The 20,593-nt window shown below is 39.8% G+C and carries 21 protein-coding genes and 1 tRNA gene; 20 read left to right on the top strand and 2 right to left on the bottom strand.

Annotation, left to right across the window (positions count from 1 at the left end; all coding sequences use genetic code 11):
• The first annotated feature begins 20 nt into the window (after window positions 1-20).
• The 11 genes from WCW66_03705 (at window position 21) to ndk (ending at window position 10,743) form a co-directional block, all read left to right on the top strand.
• Window positions 21-713, top strand: a complete 693-nt coding sequence (locus tag WCW66_03705; protein MFA6391827.1) for a sugar transferase — start codon at window positions 21-23, stop codon at window positions 711-713.
• Window positions 713-1,453, top strand: a complete 741-nt coding sequence (locus WCW66_03700) for a prepilin peptidase (protein MFA6391826.1) — start codon at window positions 713-715, stop codon at window positions 1,451-1,453. The genes WCW66_03705 and WCW66_03700 overlap by 1 nt, the downstream gene beginning before the upstream one ends.
• Before the next feature lie 8 nt (window positions 1,454-1,461).
• Complete coding sequence (locus WCW66_03695) at window positions 1,462-2,238, top strand: prepilin-type N-terminal cleavage/methylation domain-containing protein (GenBank protein ID MFA6391825.1); 777 nt, start codon at window positions 1,462-1,464, stop codon at window positions 2,236-2,238.
• Between the two features lie 3 nt (window positions 2,239-2,241).
• The gene (locus tag WCW66_03690; GenBank protein ID MFA6391824.1) at window positions 2,242-2,907 is read left to right on the top strand and encodes a prepilin-type N-terminal cleavage/methylation domain-containing protein; all 666 of its coding nucleotides are present in this window, start codon (window positions 2,242-2,244) and stop codon (window positions 2,905-2,907) included.
• Window positions 2,908-2,962: 55 nt separating this feature from the next.
• Window positions 2,963-3,715 carry a type II secretion system protein gene (locus WCW66_03685; GenBank protein ID MFA6391823.1) on the top strand — a complete coding sequence of 251 codons (753 nt, stop codon included), beginning with the start codon at window positions 2,963-2,965 and terminating at the stop codon, window positions 3,713-3,715.
• Window positions 3,716-5,947 (top strand): pilus assembly PilX N-terminal domain-containing protein, encoded by a 2,232-nt coding sequence (locus WCW66_03680; GenBank protein MFA6391822.1) that lies wholly within the window; start codon window positions 3,716-3,718, stop codon window positions 5,945-5,947.
• A 28-nt stretch (window positions 5,948-5,975) separates the two neighbouring features.
• The gene (gene ligA / locus WCW66_03675) at window positions 5,976-8,009 is read left to right on the top strand and encodes an NAD-dependent DNA ligase LigA (GenBank protein MFA6391821.1); all 2,034 of its coding nucleotides are present in this window, start codon (window positions 5,976-5,978) and stop codon (window positions 8,007-8,009) included.
• Window positions 8,010-8,031: 22 nt separating this feature from the next.
• Complete coding sequence (gene gatC, locus WCW66_03670) at window positions 8,032-8,331, top strand: Asp-tRNA(Asn)/Glu-tRNA(Gln) amidotransferase subunit GatC (protein MFA6391820.1); 300 nt, start codon at window positions 8,032-8,034, stop codon at window positions 8,329-8,331.
• Complete coding sequence (gene gatA, locus WCW66_03665; protein MFA6391819.1) at window positions 8,318-9,787, top strand: Asp-tRNA(Asn)/Glu-tRNA(Gln) amidotransferase subunit GatA; 1,470 nt, start codon at window positions 8,318-8,320, stop codon at window positions 9,785-9,787. The genes gatC and gatA overlap by 14 nt, the downstream gene beginning before the upstream one ends.
• A gap of 87 nt (window positions 9,788-9,874) precedes the next feature.
• Window positions 9,875-10,267: a response regulator gene (locus WCW66_03660; protein ID MFA6391818.1), complete on the top strand. Its 393-nt coding sequence runs from the start codon at window positions 9,875-9,877 to the stop codon at window positions 10,265-10,267.
• A complete protein-coding gene (gene ndk, locus WCW66_03655) occupies window positions 10,264-10,743 on the top strand; it encodes a nucleoside-diphosphate kinase (protein ID MFA6391817.1) in 480 nt (159 codons plus the stop codon). Before WCW66_03660 ends, ndk begins: the two co-directional genes overlap by 4 nt.
• Window positions 10,744-11,542: 799 nt before the next feature.
• Here ndk and WCW66_03650 read toward each other — a convergent pair.
• Window positions 11,543-11,695: a hypothetical protein gene (locus WCW66_03650; protein MFA6391816.1), complete on the bottom strand. Its 153-nt coding sequence runs from the start codon at window positions 11,693-11,695 to the stop codon at window positions 11,543-11,545.
• A 24-nt stretch (window positions 11,696-11,719) separates the two neighbouring features.
• Between WCW66_03650 and WCW66_03645 the strand changes: the two genes are divergently transcribed.
• From WCW66_03645 to mgtA, 5 genes are all read left to right on the top strand, one after another.
• Window positions 11,720-11,998 carry a hypothetical protein gene (locus WCW66_03645; GenBank protein ID MFA6391815.1) on the top strand — a complete coding sequence of 93 codons (279 nt, stop codon included), beginning with the start codon at window positions 11,720-11,722 and terminating at the stop codon, window positions 11,996-11,998.
• Window positions 11,999-12,412: 414 nt separating this feature from the next.
• Window positions 12,413-12,598 (top strand): hypothetical protein, encoded by a 186-nt coding sequence (locus WCW66_03640; GenBank protein MFA6391814.1) that lies wholly within the window; start codon window positions 12,413-12,415, stop codon window positions 12,596-12,598.
• 22 nt (window positions 12,599-12,620) lie between these two features.
• On the top strand, window positions 12,621-12,818 hold the full coding sequence (locus WCW66_03635) for a hypothetical protein (protein MFA6391813.1): 198 nt from the start codon (window positions 12,621-12,623) through the stop codon (window positions 12,816-12,818).
• Window positions 12,819-13,085: 267 nt separating this feature from the next.
• Window positions 13,086-13,162 (top strand) — tRNA-Pro (locus tag WCW66_03630).
• Window positions 13,163-13,523: 361 nt separating this feature from the next.
• Window positions 13,524-16,028, top strand: a complete 2,505-nt coding sequence (gene mgtA / locus WCW66_03625) for a magnesium-translocating P-type ATPase (GenBank protein ID MFA6391812.1) — start codon at window positions 13,524-13,526, stop codon at window positions 16,026-16,028.
• A gap of 65 nt (window positions 16,029-16,093) precedes the next feature.
• On the opposite strand, the gene WCW66_03620 is transcribed toward mgtA, so the two are convergent.
• Window positions 16,094-17,389: a TrpB-like pyridoxal phosphate-dependent enzyme gene (locus WCW66_03620; protein MFA6391811.1), complete on the bottom strand. Its 1,296-nt coding sequence runs from the start codon at window positions 17,387-17,389 to the stop codon at window positions 16,094-16,096.
• A 371-nt stretch (window positions 17,390-17,760) separates the two neighbouring features.
• Here WCW66_03620 and WCW66_03615 point away from each other — a divergent pair, with 371 nt between their 5' ends.
• From WCW66_03615 to WCW66_03600, 4 genes are all read left to right on the top strand, one after another.
• A complete protein-coding gene (locus tag WCW66_03615; GenBank protein ID MFA6391810.1) occupies window positions 17,761-19,275 on the top strand; it encodes a PAS domain-containing sensor histidine kinase in 1,515 nt (504 codons plus the stop codon).
• 124 nt (window positions 19,276-19,399) lie between these two features.
• Window positions 19,400-19,804, top strand: coding sequence for a response regulator (locus WCW66_03610; GenBank protein ID MFA6391809.1), 405 nt, complete (start codon window positions 19,400-19,402; stop codon window positions 19,802-19,804).
• Between the two features lie 3 nt (window positions 19,805-19,807).
• Window positions 19,808-20,188: a response regulator gene (locus WCW66_03605; GenBank protein ID MFA6391808.1), complete on the top strand. Its 381-nt coding sequence runs from the start codon at window positions 19,808-19,810 to the stop codon at window positions 20,186-20,188.
• Between the two features lie 4 nt (window positions 20,189-20,192).
• The gene (locus WCW66_03600) at window positions 20,193-20,567 is read left to right on the top strand and encodes a response regulator (protein MFA6391807.1); all 375 of its coding nucleotides are present in this window, start codon (window positions 20,193-20,195) and stop codon (window positions 20,565-20,567) included.
• Window positions 20,568-20,593: the final 26 nt, after the last annotated feature.

Genomic DNA, 20,593 nt, shown 5'->3' with positions numbered 1-20,593 from the left:
AAAGGTTAATTTTATTTTTCATGCAATTCTTTCGCAACCTGTTAAAATACATTTTTGATCTTGTTGTTGCTCTGATGTTGCTTATACCAGCGGTGCTTTTTAGTATTGTAATAGGGATGATAATTAAATTTGATTCTAAAGGGCCCGTGTTTTACAGACAGAAGAGGTATGGCAGAAATAACAAGCCGTTTATGATGTATAAATTCAGAACGATGATCGTGGGTGCTGACAAGCAACAAACCGCATTGCAATCCAAAAATGAAGCGTCCGGTTTTTTGTTTAAAATGGCAACAGATCCTCGGCAAACTAATGTCGGACGATCACTCCGAGGTACCGGGTTAGATGAAATTCCACAAATATTTAATGTTTTAAAAGGGGAGATGAGTTTGGTCGGCCCTCGCCCGCTGCCAACTAGTGATGTTGATTTCAGTAAATTACAGGTTCAACCGGACCTCTATCAAAAATGGGAAATACGTATGAAAGCCAGGCCGGGGATTACCGGATTATGGCAGGTGAACCCCGGCGATCATTCATTTGCTAATATGTTGGAATTGGATGAAAAATATGTTGAGAATTTTTCACTGGTGACTGATTTTGAAATCATTGTCAGAACTGCTCAGATGGCTTTAAGTGGCATTTTCCCGAAGCTTATCCGAAATCCTAAAAATGACCCCGGGATAAATAAAAAATTTCAAACTGTAAATAAAAAATAATGTTCGAAGTAATTGCATTAGTTTTCGGTCTGATCATTGGCAGTTTTTTAAATGTCGTGATCTATCGGATGAAACACAAAAAAAGCTTTCTGAAAGGAAGGTCTTTTTGTACGCATTGTAAAAAATCATTATCAGTTTTGGATCTGGTCCCTGTTTTCAGTTTTGTGTTTTTGCGCGGGAAATGCCGTTATTGCAAAAAAAGCATTTCCAAGCAGTATCCTTTGGTTGAGCTTGCGACTGGATTGGTATTTCTTGTGCTGTATCTAAAATTCGGTCTGACCTTGGAATTTTTTCTATATGCGCTGTATTCTGTATTTCTGATTATTATATTTGTTTACGATTTGCTCTACTATCTGATACTGGATTCTGTTTCAATCCCAGCGATTATTATTGGGTTTATCGGATCATTAATGCTTGGATTTTCACTGACGAATATCCTGATTGGTGGTATAATAGGGTTGAGTTTTTTCCTACTGCAGTTCGTAATTTCCAAGGGAAAATGGATCGGTGGGGGGGATTTAAGACTGGGATTGATGTGCGGGTTCATGGTGGGGTGGCCCAAAATTCTACCTCTACTTGTCATAACATATATCAGCGGTGCAATCATATCTGTTGGGTTGCTGGCATCCAAAAAAAAGAAATGGCAGGACTCTGTGCCCTTGGGAATATTCCTAACATTAGCAACGCTCATAGTGTTGTTGTTTGGGGATCAGATTATTGACTGGTATACTATTTACTAAAAAATACGATGAAGTATTTCAGTCTGAAAAAAAGAAACGGTTACACATTACTGGAATTACTGATTTCCATATCAATTTTTGTAATCATCTCCGTGGTGGTGGTGAACAACTTCCGACAAGGTCAGAAAATGGATGACTTAAGAACCGGTGCGGTGGAATTGGTTAATAATTTTCGTGAAGTCCAGAATTTGGGAATGTCCGGTCAGGTAGTAAAAGTCTGCAAAGGCGGAGATCGAAATTTACTGTCCTGTACGAATGATACTGAATGCGAAAGTTTAATCCCTCCAAATGGAACTTGCGGTTTGGTTCCGATCGGGGGGTTTGGTATAGTATTAGACAAGCTTGTTGATGATAGTTCTGCCAGATGTCATGAATCAACATTAATGGAGTGTCCGACAACTTATACACTTTTTGCTGATATCGGAGGTATAACGGGAAAGTTTAATGCAGGGACTGATATTCCATTGGATGGAAAAGAAAATTACTCTTTACCCAATAACGTTAGGATAAAAGACTATCTAATAAAGTGTTCCTGGATAAATTCTCCCGGGGATTCACTATGTCCCGATGCTGATTTTAATGGAATTGATGTTTCTTTCCGTCCCCCAAAACCAACACCATTTTTTGTTTTACATATAGATGATCCGGTAATTTATTATGAACAAACAATAAAAATATTGCTTGAGCACAAAACTACCCACAAATGTCGTATGGTTATGATTAATGGTGTTTCAGGTGAGGTAAGTGAGTCAGCAAACCCTGGGTGTTTATTACAGAATCTGTAATATATGATTATCAAACGAATCACAAAAAATAATAAGGGACAGAGTCTGATAGAACTGGTGGTTGCCATCAGTATCATTCTAGTTGGGGTAATCAGCACACTGGTTCTGACCATGGCTACGATCAGGGGAGGTACAGCGAGCGAAATGCAGACGATCGCCGGTAATCTTGCCCGCGAAGGTATGGAAGTAGTCAAGCAACAAAGGTACAACAACTGGTTAAAAATTGAATCTAATTCATTAGATTTTACGGCTTGGGACACTGGTTTAAATGATGTAACTCCAAGTTATGTTTATTTGGCCAGATTCAATCCCAATGTGACACCGGCGTCCTGGAGTTTGGACTCCAACGGTGAAGATACGACCGCGGACCCGTGTATCACTAGTGAAAGATGCCGAATTTATCTGGAAAATGGAATATACCGGCACAAGTTATCAGGGGAAACGATTGATGTAACTCTAGCAACACCTTTTTCTAGGACGATTATAATAAAATCAATATGTCAGAAGTCAGATGGAGCAGTAGAAAATTATCGAGAAGAAGCAGTTTGCCTTGCTGATGAAATAAAAGTTGGCGTGCAGGTGTTAATAAACGTTGTGTGGCAAGAAAGAGGATCAACTAATACAACTAACAGTGTAACTCTTGAGGATCATTTGTATAATTGGAAGTAGTATATAAGTAATTGGTAATTTGTAATAGGTAATTGGCAATAATAGATTAATCAGGATGATCAAAAAGATTGCTAGAAAAATACTGAATCAATCCGCGCCGGGATTTTCTTTGATGGAAATGGTGGTGGTTTTAGCTGTGTTTTCAATGACAGCACTGATGGCTGTTGATTTATTTGTGACCGTTACGAATGTTCAGAGGCAAGTGCGCAATCTCCAGGTAGTACAGAGTGATGCCAGATTTGTTATGGAGTCAATTGCCCGGGAGGCGCAGGTAGGCACTATTGATTATGATTTTTATCGGGGCCATTGCGAGGGGGGAACTGACGAAGAGGGAATTAACTATACTTCTTGTATTAGCGATGCAGATTGCAATGGGGTATTTGGCGAGTGCATAAACATTGATATATCTGCCGGACCTGTAAATATATTGGCCACAAAGGATCAGGAGAATAAGCAAGTGATTTATCGGTATGATTCAGCTAGTGAAGAAATAGAAGTTTGTTCCAACAGTTCTTTTTACCGAAATCGTTGTTCAGCGGAAATTAACTGGCAAGTGGTTACTCCGGAAAAAGTCAGAATTTCATTGTTATCTTTGTACATCTTTCCGCATTCCGACCCTTTTTCAATACCAACGGGTTGTTCGGTTGATTCTGATTGTTATCCGGAAATTTGTACTGATAATCTGTGTGCAATACCGGACGTCCAGCCGATGGTAACAATTGTTATGAACAGTAAAGTGGGTGAGGGGATAGAGGGGGAAGAGGTAAATCTTCAAACTACTGTAACTTCAATGATTTTCCGAAGATAAATGATATATACTTTTAAAAATTTAGGTAATCGTATCCTCAGATCCAAAGGCAGACCCGGACAGGCTTTGCTATTTTCTTTATTGATTATGGCCAGTATTACGGCGGCCGGAGTTGGATTTGCAACGCTGATTATCAGTCAAATCAGATCGGCAGAAAATATTGAAAACTCTATATCGGCTACATACGCCGCAGAAAGCGGACTGGAAAAAGCTTTACATATTGTTAAATCAAATCGGAATGATGCTGATAAGACACTTGATAATACAATTAATGATATCAAAGCAGTTTCAAAAACTTTTTCAACACCCGGATTAAATGTTGACTTTGATGAATTAGGAACGACCAGTGAGGAAATTAGCAATAAGTTTTCACTTGTGCAGGACGAGTCAAAACAGATAGATTTATATAATCCAGATATTCCCGACCAGAATAACCAAATCAAATATTTGTATTTATCGTGGGATAATAACCCGGTATCAACAAGTAAAACAAATTATAATGCCGGTTATGGGACTGGTTCAGAATGGGTTGAGGTCAGCTGGACGGGGTGGAATTTAGCGGGGGATTCTTTTGAAAACGTGGAAAAGGTATTGATTGCCAGTGACGGGCTTGTATACAGCGATGATCCTTCGGGAGGGTTATTATTTTCGTCACTTTGTCCTACGACATCATTTGTTCAATGTACGCTCGTTGATCTGGTTCTGCCGGTAACTCCGGTACTAACCAATTTCCAAGTCAGGATTAAAGCACTTTATACAAATATTGACGACATTGAAGTGAAAGCGCTTGATTCCGCGGGTCAATTTGTGAATATTCCGTCGAGAGTCAAAATAAAAACGATCGGCAATTACGGGCGTACTCAGCAGGCACTCAATGCATCCATGCCGTGGAAGATTCCGATTTCTGGGTTGTTTGATTATGTTCTTTTTTCTCAGGAACAGATAAATAAAGCGCCGGAAACAAACTATCAGACATCAGGGCCGATTGAAATTGAGCGGGGGATTACTTCGGGTGATTCGTGCGACTGTATCTCTCTTCCGGATCTTTGTTCTGACTATGACACTTGCCGCGGTTCGTATACGGGTTGCCAGGATGATTATCCTGGGGAAGGATTAAATTTCACAGCGGAATATTGGAGGCCTTGGTTGTATTGTGACAAAAACATAACTGCTGATATAGGGAATGATATTTCCGCAAGCGGCTGGGGTTCATGCCAATTATATTATCTTCCAGGGGCGTGTTCTGGAACTCAAGAAAAAGCACAGATCAAAAAGAATATCGAAGCTGATGATTTACCATTTGATGAGGGAGATTACTACGTATCATTGAGGGCTCTATATAATTCAAACCAGAATTCAGAATTATTAAAGGTTACTATTGAAGATGGCACTTGTGGTTTGGTTGATCCCTGCCAGACAATCAATGTGAAAGATTTGTTTGCCACGATGGCTAACCCGGCGGTGACGGAATACAAAACTTGTGTTTCACAAACAAAATTGCATTTGAAGCCAAATGATAAAATATTATTTGAATATGGGGATGGTGATGAGAAAAATACTGTAAATCTGGACTGGTACCAGTTTTCTAATGGCATCCCGCCGGGAGTGTCGGAAAGATGTGATTCCGATTTTACTCCGCTACGGATACAGGCGGAAGATGGAATACCGAGAGTTGAAACAGCTTCAGCCTGCTCATGCAATGATGTTGCTTGTAATCCATTAGGAGCTTGTATTGAACTTGGTTGGACACCTGCTTCATTTGGAGATTTGGAAACACCTTTAGCAGAATGTTTCAAGTATAATAACGAAACAATTTTCCCGCCTGAAGCATGGGATAAGGAGTTTAACCGTGCTAACGGTTGGGGCTCATGCTTATTAAACAGTGATCGGTGGATAAAATATGAGGTGCCAGCTGGTGTCAGTTCTGGTCCTTACTATCTTTCTGCGCGAGTTGGGTTCACCAACGATGCTGGAAATATTGTTAAAGCAGAGGTATATGATGAAGTGGGGGTATTAACTGAAACATTTGTATCAAATGATTTGTGGGGATCTGCAAATGTTCCTGAAAATGCATTTGTAGAATGTACATTCCCAAGTCATATATTCCTGGAATCAGGTTACGAAATTAAACTATCCGCAACAAACAGTGATGTTTTTATAGACTGGTTTGAAATATCAGATACTCCTCCCGGCTATCAGAGCTGTAATGGTTCGCCAATCCCACAAGGATAAAATCCGAACAAAGATATTTTTTGGTAAAATGAATAAAAAAGAAGCAAAATCGCGCATCGAAAAATTGAAAGAAGAAATCAACCATCACCGGTATCTATATCATGTTTTAGATAAACCGGTGATTTCTGATGCGGCTTTGGATTCTTTAAAACACGAATTAGAACTCCTTGAAAAAGCGTTTCCTGAATATTTAACACCTGATTCACCAACACAGAGAGTAGGTGGAAAGCCACTGGATAAATTCAGTAAAGTTCAGCACGCGACAAGAATGCTGTCACTTAATGATATTTTTTCCAAAGAGGAGCTTCTGGAATGGGAGGAGAGAAATAAAAAACTTTTACCGTCAACAAGTAAAATAAATTATTATACCGAAGTCAAAATGGACGGCTTGGCACTTTCATTGAAGTACAGTAATGGCCTACTGAAGCAGGGTTCGACAAGGGGAGACGGCAGAGTAGGGGAAGATGTAACTCAAAATATTAAAACCATTCAATCAATACCTTTGCGGATCAACATTGATTCATTGGATAAAAAAGTCAGTCTGCAGGCAAAAAAAGAAATAATCGTGCGGGGTGAAGTATTCATGGCGACGGCTGATTTTCAAAAACTGAATCAGGAGCAGGTAAAAAAAGGTGAGTCGGAATTTGCCAATCCCCGTAATGCGGCCGCGGGCTCAATCCGCCAATTGGATTCTAATATTGCCGGATCGCGCAGGTTAAGCTTTATGGCGTATGACCTTGTCACTGATCTTGGCCAGAAAACACATAAGGAGGCTCATAAAATTCTTCAGCGCCTAGGTTTCAGGGCGGGGGAAGAAAATAATGATTCGCTGAATAGTTTTTGTGATGATTTGTCTGCTGTTGAGGAATTTTACCGGAATATCAGCAAGAAAAGGAAACAACTTCCATTTTGGATCGACGGAATTGTAATCAATATCAATGATCTGAATATTTATCAGAGATTAGGTGTGGTCGGAAAGGCTCCGCGCGGTGCTGTCGCATACAAGTTTCCCAGCGAACAGGCCGTGACGATCGTCGAAGATATCCAGGTGCAAATCGGGCGGACAGGGGCGCTGACTCCCGTTGCACATCTTACGCCGGTTAGAGTTGCGGGCAGTACAGTTTCGAGAGCAACACTGCATAATGAGGATGAAATTGAAAGGCTCGGTTTGAAGATCGGCGATACTGTGATTATTCAAAAAGCGGGCGATATAATTCCTGACATTGTCGAAGTCCTGCCGAAAATGCGAACCGGAAAAGAAAAAAAATTTGTCATGCCAAAGATCTGCCCGATGTGCGGATCAAAGGTACTGCGTAAAGAGGGGGAGGTCGCGCATTATTGTACTAACAAAAATTGCTTTGCCGTACAAAGGGAAAGTATTTACCATTTTGTTTCCAAAAAGGCGTTTGATATTGAAGGATTGGGTCCAAAAATAATTGACAGTTTATTTGAAAACAATCTGATAAAAAATGTTGTAGATATTTTTGATTTAACATTTGATGAATTAAAATCATTGGAAAGGTTTGCGGAAAAATCAGCGGAAAATACTATTAAAGCGATTAATAATTCGAAAAACATTACACTGGCCCGTTTTATTTATGCCTTGGGCATCCGCCATATCGGAGAAGAAACTGCAATTGATTTGGCGGATAGTTTTGGTAACATTGATAAATTGAAAAAAGTAAATCAGGATGACTTAAGCAATATTCATGATATCGGCGGAGTAATGGCGGATTCAATTGTAAAATATTTTAAGGATCAAAATAATTTAGATATAATCAATGGACTGCTTGAAAGAGGTGTAAAACTGATTAATCCAGTATCCAGAAAACATACGGCAATTACAGGAAAGAGCTTTGTTGTTACCGGCACGCTCAACTCGCTTTCCCGGGAGGAAATAAAAGAAAAAATCAGAGTGGCAGGAGGTAAGGTGTCCAGTTCGGTTAGTAAGCAGACGGATTATTTGATCTATGGTGATAATCCTGGTTCAAAGTATGAAAAAGCGAAAAAACTTGGTATTACTGCTGTTTCTGAACCGGAATTTCTTGCCATGCTGGAGTAAATAGTGATAAAATAAAAAAATTATGAATCTGACAAAAGAAGAAGTTGAACATTTAGCAAAGCTTGCTCGGATCGATTTGACTGCCGAAGAGGTGAGTAGATTTCAAAAACAAATCACCTCAATTTTAGATTATATAAATATATTGAATAAGGTTACGGTTGAAAAGGGCGAGAAGATCGTAATATCGGACAATGAAAATATTTTAAGAAATGATATTGTGGTAGAGTCAAAAAATCAGGAAGCGTTAATCGGGCAGGCGCCGGATCAAAAAAACGGCCACATCAAGGTTAAGACAATACTGAACAAAAATGAAACTATCTGATTTGTCACTGAAAGAGGTATCTGAAAAAATTCGAGATCGGAAGATTTCTTCTTTTGAGTTAACACAGGAATATCTGGGAAATATTGAAAAAGCAGAACCGAAAATATCAGCATATCTTGAAGTGACAAGAGATCTGGCAATAAAAAGCTCAAATCTGGCAGATAAAAAAATAAAAGATAAACAATATGACTCTCCGCTTTTAGGCATACCGGCGGCACTGAAAGATAATATGCTAGCGGTCGGAACGCGAGCTACAGCCGGATCAAAAATTCTGAAAAAATACCAGTCCATGTATGATTCTACTGTGGCAGCAAAGTTAAATAAAGCCGGCATGGTACTTTTAGGTAAAACAAATTTGGATGAGTTCGCTATGGGTTCTTCAACGGAAAATTCGGCATTTCAAATCACAAAAAATCCATGGAATTTGGAAAAAGTTCCGGGAGGTTCATCCGGCGGCTCGGCTGCTGCTGTGGCAGCGAAGGAGTGTGTCTATGCATTGGGTTCGGATACCGGCGGATCAACCAGACAGCCGGCGGCGTTTTGCGGTGTGGTGGGATTAAAACCGACCTACGGGAGAGTATCACGCTACGGGTTGATTGCTTTAGCCTCGTCTTTAGATCAGATCGGGCCGATTACAAGGACGGTAGAAGATTCAGCAATAGTTTTAAATGCAATTGCCGGACAAGATCCGCATGATTCTACGACTGCTCACGTTCCATATGAAGATTTTACAAAATACCTTTCAAAAGATATTAAAGGTTTAAGAATCGGCATCCCGAAAGAATATTTTGTCGGGGGGATTAATCAGGATGTAGAAAAAGGTGTTCGTGATTCAATAAAACAGCTAGAAGAAATGGGAGCCAGCATCAAAGAGGTGAGCCTTCCCTATACCGATTTTGCATTGGCGGTTTATTATATTATTCTTCCGGCCGAAGCCAGTTCCAACTTGTCACGGTATGACGGCATCCGTTATGGATATTCAATCATCCAGGATGATAAAAACGTAAAAGATTTATTTTCAGTTTACAGCAAATCCCGGGCCAATGGATTCGGTGATGAAGTCAAACGCAGAATAATGATCGGTACCTTTAGTCTTTCCAGCGGGTTCTATGATGCATACTACCGCCGTGCCCAGAAAATACGTGAACTGGTAAAAAATGACTTTGCTGAAGTGTTTAATGAAGTTGATGTTCTGGTTACTCCAACTACTCCCACAACTGCTTTTGGTATAGGTGAAATGGTAAATGATCCATTAACAATGTACCTCTCTGACATATTTACCGTATCGGCAAATATCAGCGGTATCCCGGCCATATCCGTACCTTGCGGATTTGCAGGCGGCCTGCCAATCGGTCTGCAATTTATGGCAAAACCATTCGCAGAAAGCATACTTTTCCAGGTTGCCCATAATTATGAAAAAAATAATGATTGGTATAAAAAATGGGCGGAATTTTAACAGTATATTGCAGATTTTATATATTTGTGTTATAGGTAAGAGAGGGAGATAATTAATAAAACTAATAATCACAATCCAAATAACATTATGAGCAAGCAAAAAATCCTCCTAATTGAAGACGATAAAATGTTACTGGAGATGTATACCGCAAAATTTACCAGAGAAGGGTTTGAAATAGAAACTGCGGAAAACGGTTCTGACGGACTGAAAGCTGCGCGAAATGCAAAACCGGATATGATATTACTGGACATTATCATGCCGAAACTGGACGGATTTGCTACTTTAAAGGAGATTCGCAAAGACGAAAATATTAAAGATGTTCCGGTTATTTTGTTAACAAATCTCGGCCAGGACCAGGATATCCAAAAAGGAAAAGATCTGGGAGCGGATGACTATTTTGTAAAAGCAAACCATACACCGACAGAAATAGTCGAAAAGGTTCAAGACTTACTTAAGAAAAAAGGGAATATTCAACAATGAAACAAAGATCGCTAATTATCATAAAACCTGATACCCTGCAAAGGAATCTGCTAGGAGAGGTTGTTACACGTTTTGAGAGAAAAGGATTAAAAATTGTTGGAATGAAAATGATCTCAATAGATGATGCTTTGATCGCAGTTCACTATGAACATCACCAAGACAAACCTTTTTTTGAAGATTTAAAAAAATTTATGCAGTCTTCCCCCGTAGTTGTGATGGTGCTGGAGGGCTTCGGTGCAATTAATGCCATCCGTTTGATCGTCGGACCGACTTCCGGAAGAGAAGCGGATGCAGGAAGCATTCGAGGTGACCTTTCAATGAGCAAAGGCCATAATATTATCCACGCCTCGGACTCGCCTGAATCAGCCAGTAAAGAAGTTTATCGTTTTTTCAATGAGGACGAATTATTTAACTACAAGAAACTGGATTTTTCGGCGATCTATGATGACGATGAACTGAAAGAAATGGAAAAATAGCTTGACAGCAGATTCATACTGGCATAATATTCCAATCAACAATATGCAAAAAACAATTTCCATTATTAACCTGATTATTACCAGAATCTCTGGCTAGTTTTGCATTAATTCACATTAATTAAACTAGCCGAGAGGCTAGTTTTTTAAAATCCATGAACTACAAATCAAACCTAATTATTAAACTGATTACGATTATCATCTGCCATTGATGAGAGGTTTGGTATTAAAATTTTACAACCGGCCTCATCTCGCCGGTTCTTTGTTTGATGGTTGGTAAGGGTGCTTATTAAGTATCTTTACGAGCCATAAAACTCGATTTTGTACATTAAGATAATGGGAATAATGATTTCCCGATGCAATATTCACAATATCCGCAGTTCAGGATGTGAACTTCAACCTGAAGGGAAAAGGAATGGTCTACAGAGGACATAATTACCTCGTGCCCTCTGCTTCTAGCGGAGGGCATCAGCCAGACGCGCCGTTTGGGGCTTACTTCGATCCTGCCACCCAGAGATGGAGGTGTAAACACTGCAAACTCTCTCTGACCAATTGCGTTTGTCGAGTCGATTCCCGTCAGAGAATCACCAGCCAAGATGATGTTGGTAACTCCATGGAGGATGTGTGATGACTCAGAAGTTGCCGGAAATTGATTTCCAGAAGAAGGACGGAAGCCAGGGTCGTGCCCGTCTTGAGGATGACGGCGTGTACCGCTGTGTGGACTGCCGGACGCGGATCGATTTATGCGTCTGCCACTGTCCGGGTATTGACACTCTGAACGATCTGTTTGCCTAGGTTGCCGTTATGTAACCACAAGAACCGTTTCAAACCGGAAAGGAACAGCATGGATTCGCAAGCTGCCACTGTCTTTGACCAGGTACAGGACATCCGGTGTCCGGACGGCGTTATACTGACCGAGACCGGTCAGTACCAGTGCGCGGGATGCGGTCTGCATCCCAATAACTGCTGTTGCCCGGATATGCCAGAGGTTTATGTGATCGAGTTCGCTGGCGAGTTCGACATGACCGGCGGGGGATACACGGTGGAGCCCAATTGGGGTCCGGCGAGAGAACTGCGCACTGGGCTGGTTTGCCTCAATGGTGTGACCATTAATGACGGCGAGTCTCGGTGTGTTGACTGCGAGCTGACCCCCTACACCTGCTGTTGCCCCGACAAACCCATTGTCTATTTTGTGGAAATCGGTGATGTCCAGTATGCGACTCCCGATTATCATCCCGGCGGACACATGGACATGTAGTCCGTTTCCAAATCGCTCTTTCAGCCTGAGATTCTTGTAATCAAGGGCTTTTTTTATTTGGTAATTGGTAAATAGTAATTTGTAATAAATAATAAGTTCTGAGTTCAGTTTACGAATTACGAGTCTACCAGTTACGGATTACTCAGCCATATTTGACACAAAAAATCGATATGTTATTATTCATACCAATAATCCCATGAAATATTCAATTAACCTCAGCTCAGATAACCGAAAAACCGTTGCTTCCAGCAATTGGAGTTTCTTTTTTGGTTATTTTACCCATTGAGCTGATGGCTGATTAGTGTATTTCTAAAATATATTTATCCAGACCATCGGCAAGATGGTTTTTTTGATTATTGTACATTATACCCGGGTCACTAGCGGTCAACCCTAAACCAAGTGGAGGAGTAAGAAATGCCGAAGAACAAAGATGCCTCTAATGGGAATGAGTCGGATTTCCGCGATAAGCAAGCAGAAATCAAACCCACTTTTCATGGCTCTGTAACCAGCACTCCAAGGAGAAAGTATCGGCCTTATTTTGTCGGGATTCCCGGCTTGCCGAACACTCCTACGGAGGACGAGCAGGAGAAAGAAGACTGATTTCTTTCCAAGGAGGTGTTTTGTGACAAGCAACAGCACTGAACCTATTCCGGACGGAAGCTCCGGACAGGAAATCAGCACCAGGGTGGTTGGTGACACAGATCGTTCTTTGGGTGTGAATCCGGAACCGAATCATTGCCGGTATGAACTGGCTGATACGGGATGCGGGATGGTCTTCCTCAAAATTGAATGGGAAAACCACAGCACCAATTTGACCTAACTTAAGGCCTCGTTTGCAAACGCAACGGGCCTTTTTTTATTACAACATATTTTTGACTTGCCAAAGCACATTTCAAAAAGTATACTTAAATTGCTCTACTATTAGGTTCTAGTTTAATCCGGTTCTACAGGATTATCGCATCGGGAACCCTAGATCGCTATGTTCCGTGGAATATAGTTGCGGGTACCCACGTTCCTATCCGGAGCCAGTGCGATTATCTAGTCCTAAGGGTAGGGCTTCTGTTTTGTTAATATTAATAATTTCTAACGGGGTGTGGCCTAGTGGCTTAAGGCGCATGCACGGGGTGCATGAGATCGGGAGTTCAAATCTCCCCACCCCGACCAGTAAGATTTTTGAAGAGAAAACACTCTTGAGGTTTCCGCCAGAGGCGGACCCGCCTTGGGCGGGCAAATCCTCTCACCCCGACCACGGGTCATCAGACCCTTCACTTGTCACAACCAAGCAAGCTTGGTTGTTTTTGGTTTCGGGTCTGTGCCCCTTTCCTCGCAAATCCGTGCTCCCCGATGCAGTTGCTACGCAACTGCCCGGGTGTGCTCCTGATTTGCTCGGTAATATTTTCCAATGTTTGATGCTTTCCCAAAAACCGCTTCGCGATTTTTTGGGGGCCCTGTAAGGCCGGATTAATCCCGGTTTTTTTGTTTAGTATTATTGTTAATATAGTTTTTAGTGTGATAAAATATGACTATGGAAAAAGTTATAAAAACTGATAAATTATTAGGGTTAACCTCAGTTGAGGCGGAGAGAAGATTAGGGGAATTTGGAGAAAATGCCATCAACGGGAAAAAGAAAATTGGTCCCTTTGTGGTTTTTTTAAAAAAATTCAACAGCCCGTTATTAATAATTCTAATTGTTGTTTCGATAATTTCTTTTTTCCTTGGACAGAGAACCAATGCCATAATCATCATCTTTATGGTTTTTCTATCTGCTATACTTGATTTTGCCAATTCCTATCGATCGGAAAAAGCAGTAGAAAAGCTAGTACAAAAAGTATTGACTACAGTTACCGCTATTCGTGACGGAAAAAAAGTTGAAGTATCTTTTAAAAATATCGTTCCCGGAGACATAATCTGTCTAACTGCCGGTGATGTAACTCCGGCTGACTCAGTCGTCCTGGAAGCTAAAGATTTTTTCATCAATCAATCGGCACTAACAGGGGAGTCATTTCCTGTAGAAAAGTTTGTAACCGAAAGTTTTGACTATGACAAAATCAATTTTACTCCAGAAAATAAAAATATAATTTTCATGGGTACCAATACCGTAACCGGTTATGGTACGGTAGAAGTATTGCGAACAGGTCACAATACCGAGTACGGAAAAATCATCAAACAATTGAGCGATAGGTCCGACGACACGGAGTTTGAAAAGGGGATCCGGCAATTCAGCTATTTTGTAATGAAGGTGAATTTTGTATTAGTCGGTTTGGTGCTGATTATTAATACACTGATGGGACGCGGAATTTTTAACTCATTCCTTTTTGCTATTGCTATTGCCATCGGGCTCACGCCGGAATTATTGCCGGTGATTCTTTCGGTATCACTTTCCCGCGGGTCGATAAAAATGGCCAAGAAACATGTTATTGTAAAAAACCTTTCTGCAATACAGGATTTTGGCAGTATGAATATTCTATGTACAGACAAAACAGGAACTCTGACCCAGAATAAAATTACACTGGTTAAACATGTGGATTTTCACGGCAATGAGTCCGATGCGGTTTATCTTTATTCGTATATCAACAGCAGTCTGCATACCGGTGTTGTGAACCCGATGGATAATGCTATTGCTGAGTACAAAAAACTGGATATTTCCAGATTTAAAAAAATTGATGAAGTACCATTTGATTTTACGCGCCGCCGGGATTCGATTGTTGTGGATGATGCTGGGAAAAAAATACTGATAACAAAGGGGGCTCCGGAAAGCATTTTTCAAGTATGTAAAAGTTGTCACGATGAAAAAGGTAGCTTTGCTTTTAAAAGTGATACGGTAAAAACACTGTCAGACCAATACGAAGCACTTAGTAATGACGGATTTCGTGTACTCGCCTTGGCGATCAAAGAATTGGACCGTGATGACATAATCTATAATGTTGCTGACGAACAAAATATGATTTTTATGGGTTTTATGGCTTTTCTTGATCCACCAAAGGAAGGTGTAATTCATGCCATTGGGCAACTCGAGGATTCCGGAATTGAAATAAAGATTCTGACCGGGGATAGTGAATTGCTTACTCAGAAAATTTGCCGTGATATAAATCTGCAGGTCAAAGGCACACTGATTGGCAGTCAGATCGCCGGGATGTCCGACGGTCAGTTGCGGGCTGTAGTAAAGCAAACGACAATTTTTGGGCGCATAACTCCGGAGCAGAAAGAGAGGATAATTTCTTCATTAAGAAAATCTGGTAACGCAGTCGGATATTTAGGTGACGGTATTAATGACGCTCCGGCACTGAAGGCGGCGGATGTCGGTATTTCCGTAAATAATGCGGTTGAGGTCGCTAAAGATACGGCTGATATTATTCTGATGGATAAAAAACTGGAAGTGCTTCATGATGGTGTAATTGAAGGGAGAAAAACATTTCAAAATACCTTAAAATATGTGACCATGGGTCTTTCTTCAAATTTTGGTAACATGTTTTCTATGATGGGCGCATCCGCCTTTTTACCTTTTCTGCCGATGCTACCCAAACAGATACTATTGAACAACTTTATCTATGATATGTCGCAGATTTCTTTACCAACAGATAATGTTGATGCTGAGGATGTAAAAAAACCACCACGCTGGAATATCAAACTATTGAGAAAATATATATTAATTTTTGGTCCGATCAGTTCTATTTTTGATTTTGCTACTTTTGGTATTTTATATTTTGGCTTTAGTTTAACTGAGCATCAGTTCCAGACCGGCTGGTTTCTGGAATCATTGGCAACGCAAATTTTGGTGATATATTTAATCCGGACAAAGAAAACCCCATTTTTCAAAAGCAAGCCATCGAAAATTCTTATTATTAATACGCTTTTGTTACTTACTGTTGCCTGGATTATTCCATTTTCTCCAATTGGCAAATTCTTTGATTTTGTTCCGATCAGTTTCCCAATATTTACATCTATTTTTGCAATTTTGCTTGGCTATCTCTTGGTAGTTGAAACAGCAAAAAGATTTTTATATAAAAAAATAGCAGCTAAGTTGATTTAATCGTTTTATACCAAATTTTATCAATAATAAAGAGAAGGCGAGTCCGCCTTCTCTTTTTGCTGAAATTACCTAACCTCCAGCTTGCCATCCAGGAATTCCTCATATCCTCCTAGATCTAGGAATCCGTGTCCGCTGATATTGATCAGAATTGTTTCTTTAATCCCTTCTTTCTTACATCGAATTGCTTCATCAATCGCTCCTTTAATCGCGTGCGCGGATTCAGGGGCGGGAAGGATGCCTTCGGTTTGGGTGAACAGTTTAGCTGCTTCCATTACATCAGTTTGATTTGCGGATATCGTTTCGATATACCCCTTGTCGACTAGATGACTGACCAGCGGTGAGGCACCGTGGTATCGCAGACCGCCCGCCTGTATTTTCGGCGGTATGAAGTCCGCCCCCAAGGAATACATTTTAAACAGAGGAGTAGTTTTTGCAGTATCGCCGAAGTCATACTTGTATTCTCCTTTGGTCAGTGAAGGGCAGGTATCCGGTTCTACGGCAACGACCCTGACTTTTTTCTTTCCGGTTAGCACATCTTCTAGAAAAGGAAAACTGATTCCGGCCAAGTTACTTCCTCCGCCGAAACAGCTGTAGATCACATCGGGGTATGCATCGTCTTTTTCCAGCTGTAGTTTTGCCTCCTGTCCGATGATTGTCTGATGGAGGAGTACATGATTCAATACACTACCCAGAGAATATTTGATTGATCCGTCCGTAACCTTTTCCATAGCCTCACTGATCGCAATGCCGAGACTGCCGGGGTGATTTGGGTCTTCTGCCAGGAATTTTCTGCCGACCATAGTTTGATTACTGGGAGAGGGTAATACTTCCGCGTCAAACATTCTCATAAAACTGACTCGGTAAGGTTTTTGCTGGTAATGCAGGCGGACATAGAAGATTAGGCATTTCAGGTCAAAGAACTTTGCAGCCAGCGAGAGCGCCATTCCCCATTGACCGGCTCCGGTTTCTGTTGTGAGTGTTTTGATGCCCTCCTGCTTATTGTAATAAGCCTGCGGCAGCGCGGTATTCAACTTATGACTACCGGTCAGGGAAGCACCCTCGTATTTATAATAGATTTTAGCGGGTGTTCCCAGTATTTTTTCCAGCCTGCTTGCCCGATAAAGCGGTGTGGCGCGGTATTTTTTGTATATCTCCATTACTTCATCAGGAATCTCGATTCTTTTTTCCCGGCTTACCTCCTGTTCTATCAGCGCTTTGGGAAATAATGGTTCCAGCATTTCCGGACCGATCGGTTCATTAGTCTCCGGGTTCAGAGGAGGGGAAGGTGGTTCAGGAAGATCCGCCAGGATATTATAGTAGTGGGTTGGTATTTCCTTTTCCAACAATGATATTTTTTCCATAGTAATTTTATTAATATTAATTAATCTCCGTGGCAAATTGATTTACGCCAGAATAATGTTCCTAAATTTTTGAAATAATGAAGCATATTTATATAATTAAAAAACCGCCTGTGAAAGCGGATAATAAACAGAAATATATCAGCTTTCTAGAGGCGATTCAAATTCCACCAATTAATTGTTGAATAGGTAGATTTCATTTGATGGTAAGTTATCATATGTTAAATTTTATGTCAATTATTAGGTTGACATTTATTGAAAAATAGTGTACAATAAGAATACTAAAACAAAAATACATACATTGATGAAACAAGAAAAGTTAAGGATTTATTATTATCCAACGAGTCGGACTCGCTGGTTTTTAATTTAGTAGTATGAAGAACAAAAACAAAAAAATAGAGCAAGAAATAAAGCAACAAATTGATAATATGTATCGGACAATTTTTGAATTATCACCTGTGGCAACAATCATTATTGATAAAAGCGGAATAATAATTGATGTTAACAACAGGCTTTATGACTGGCTAGGCTACAAACCGAAGGAAATAATCGGAAGTAATGTCAGGAAAATACCTTTTTTGACCCGCGGCAGTAAGATCGAGATGATGAAAAAATTTGTTCAAAGAATGCATGGAAAAGGAATAAAACCATACGACCTTTATTTTTTGGATAAAAAAGGCAATATGCATATTGGACAAGTATCTTCCGCAGTAATCCGGAGTAATGAAGGAAAAATTATTGCGGATTTAATCATGGTCTCAGAAGTTACGAAACAGCGCCAGGTGGAGAGAGATTTACATAAATTCCAACTTGCAGTAGATGGTGCTTCAGACCACATTGTAATTACTGATCCCGATGGAACAATTGTCTATGTCAACAAAGCCGCGGAGCATATTACTGGTTTTCATTCAAAAGAAATTATCGGAAAAAAAGCTGGTGCAAAGGATCTGTGGGGTGGATTAATGCCAGTGGAGTATTATAAAAAACTTTGGAATACCATTAAAATTAGAAAGAAAGTATTTTATGGTGAAATAAAAAATAGGAGAAAGGACGGCAAGCAATATACAGCTTTGGCGAGTATTTCGCCGATTTTTGATAGCAAGCGAAACATAATTTTTTATGTTGGTATTGAGCATGATATCAGCAAAGAAAAAGAAATTGACCTGGCAAAAACAGAATTTGTTTCTTTAGCATCACACCAACTGCGTACGCCGCTTTCTGCTATCAATTGGTATTCCGAAATGCTATTGGATGGTGATGTGGGTGAACTCAATAAAGGGCAGAGAGAGTATCAAATGGAAGTATATAAAGGCAGTCAGAGGATGGTGGAACTGGTTAATGCGCTGCTAAATGTCTCCAGACTGGAATTAGGTACTTTTGCTGTTGATCCGGAGAAAACAAGGATTATTAATATTGCTAAAAGTGTGACAAATGAAATGAAACCGCAAATTGAAGCAAAAAAAATAAAATTCACACAGAAATATGATGAAACAATTCCGGAAATGATGTTGGATAAAAAACTGATTCGTATGGTGATTCAGAATATTTTATCGAATGCTGTAAAATATACAAAGAAGAACGGAACAGTCGGTATTAGTATAAGTCAAAAAAGGAAGAAAAAAGAAATACTAATTTCTATTTTGGATAATGGAATGGGAATTCCAAAACACCAGCAGGATAAGATATTCACCAAATTATTCAGAGCAGATAATGTGAAAGAGAAAGATACGGAGGGCACAGGTCTCGGCTTATATATTGTTAAATCAATTGTTGATCATTCCGGCGGCAAAACCTGGTTTGAGTCAGAGGAGAAAAAAGGAACCAAGTTTTATGTCACGCTACCATTTGAAGGAATGAAGAAAAAAAAGGGAACCAAAGAAATAAGTTAATACTTTAATATTAAATTCATGTTAATCGGCAAGAAAACGGTGTATTACTTTAAAGATAGTTACCTGTTTTTGAGAAAATAGTAATCAAAGCTATAATGGTAATATAATTATTAAATTGAATAAAATGACGCAAAAAACTATGAGAATTGAGGACGATCCAAAAGAAAGCATTCTGATTGTAGAAGATGATACTTCCCTGCGTTTTGCCCTAGGTAATAAGCTAATCGCCGAGGGTTATCAGGTTTTCCAGGCTCAGGACGGTAAAGAAGGTTTAGAGATTGCGCTTAAGGAACATCCGAACCTGATGCTTGTCGATATTGTTATGCCGATAATGGATGGGATGACTATGATCAAGAAGTTAAGGAAAGACGAATGGGGAAGTGGTGCTAAGGCAATAATACTCACAAATTTAAGTGATGCAGAAAAGACGGCAGAAGCAATTGATCGAGGCGTGTATGATATTTTAGTCAAATCTGACTGGAAGTTAGAGGATGTTGTGAATAAAATTAAAGATGAATTAAATTCATAAATAATGCCAAATAATTTTAAAAAAATACTCGTCATTGAAGATGAAGAGTCAGTTAGAAAAGTAATTGTAAACGCGGTACATGATTTAAAATGCGAAGTAATGGAAGCCAAAGACGGAAAGCAAGGGCTGGATTTGGCACTCAGTAGACACCCGGATCTGATAATACTTGATTTGATAATGCCAAAGATGGCCGGACAACAAGTATGTAAGGAATTGCGCGCAGATGCATGGGGGAAAAATGCCCATATTATTGTCTTGACTAATCTTGACAGTAAAACTGAAAAAGATGAATTAGTAAATTTAAAAGTTGACGAATATCTGGTCAAATCTAATCATAAGCTAGAAGATGTAGTTCAAATAGTTAAAACCATTATTAATATTTAAATCTATGAACGAAAATAAAAAAGTGCTTGTGGTTGAAGATGAAGAAAATTTGCGGAATATTTTATGCAGAGAAATGATCAAGGCCGGCTATATTGCAATTCCGGCAAAAGACGGTCAGGAGGGGATTGATCTGGCATTTAAAGAACGCCCGGATATCATACTGCTTGATTTATTAATGCCAAAAGTAATGGGTCTGAAAGTATTGGATAAAATACGTAAAGATGAATGGGGAAAAAATGTTCCTGTCATAATTTTAACTAACCTGGATTATGAAGAGAAAAAGCGCGAGCTGCAAGATGATCCGAACTGTGAATATTTAGTCAAAGCAAGTTGGCGTTTGAATGATGTAGTAAAGAAAGTTAAAGAAAAAATTGATTAATAACAGAAAAGTTTCTTAAGTATAAT

This window comes from Patescibacteria group bacterium (assembly GCA_041664365.1).
In the GTDB taxonomy this organism is placed as follows: Bacteria; Patescibacteriota; Patescibacteriia; order UM-FILTER-42-10; family UM-FILTER-42-10; genus JAHJEX01.
This window is presented reverse-complemented; position numbering and strand designations above follow the sequence as displayed.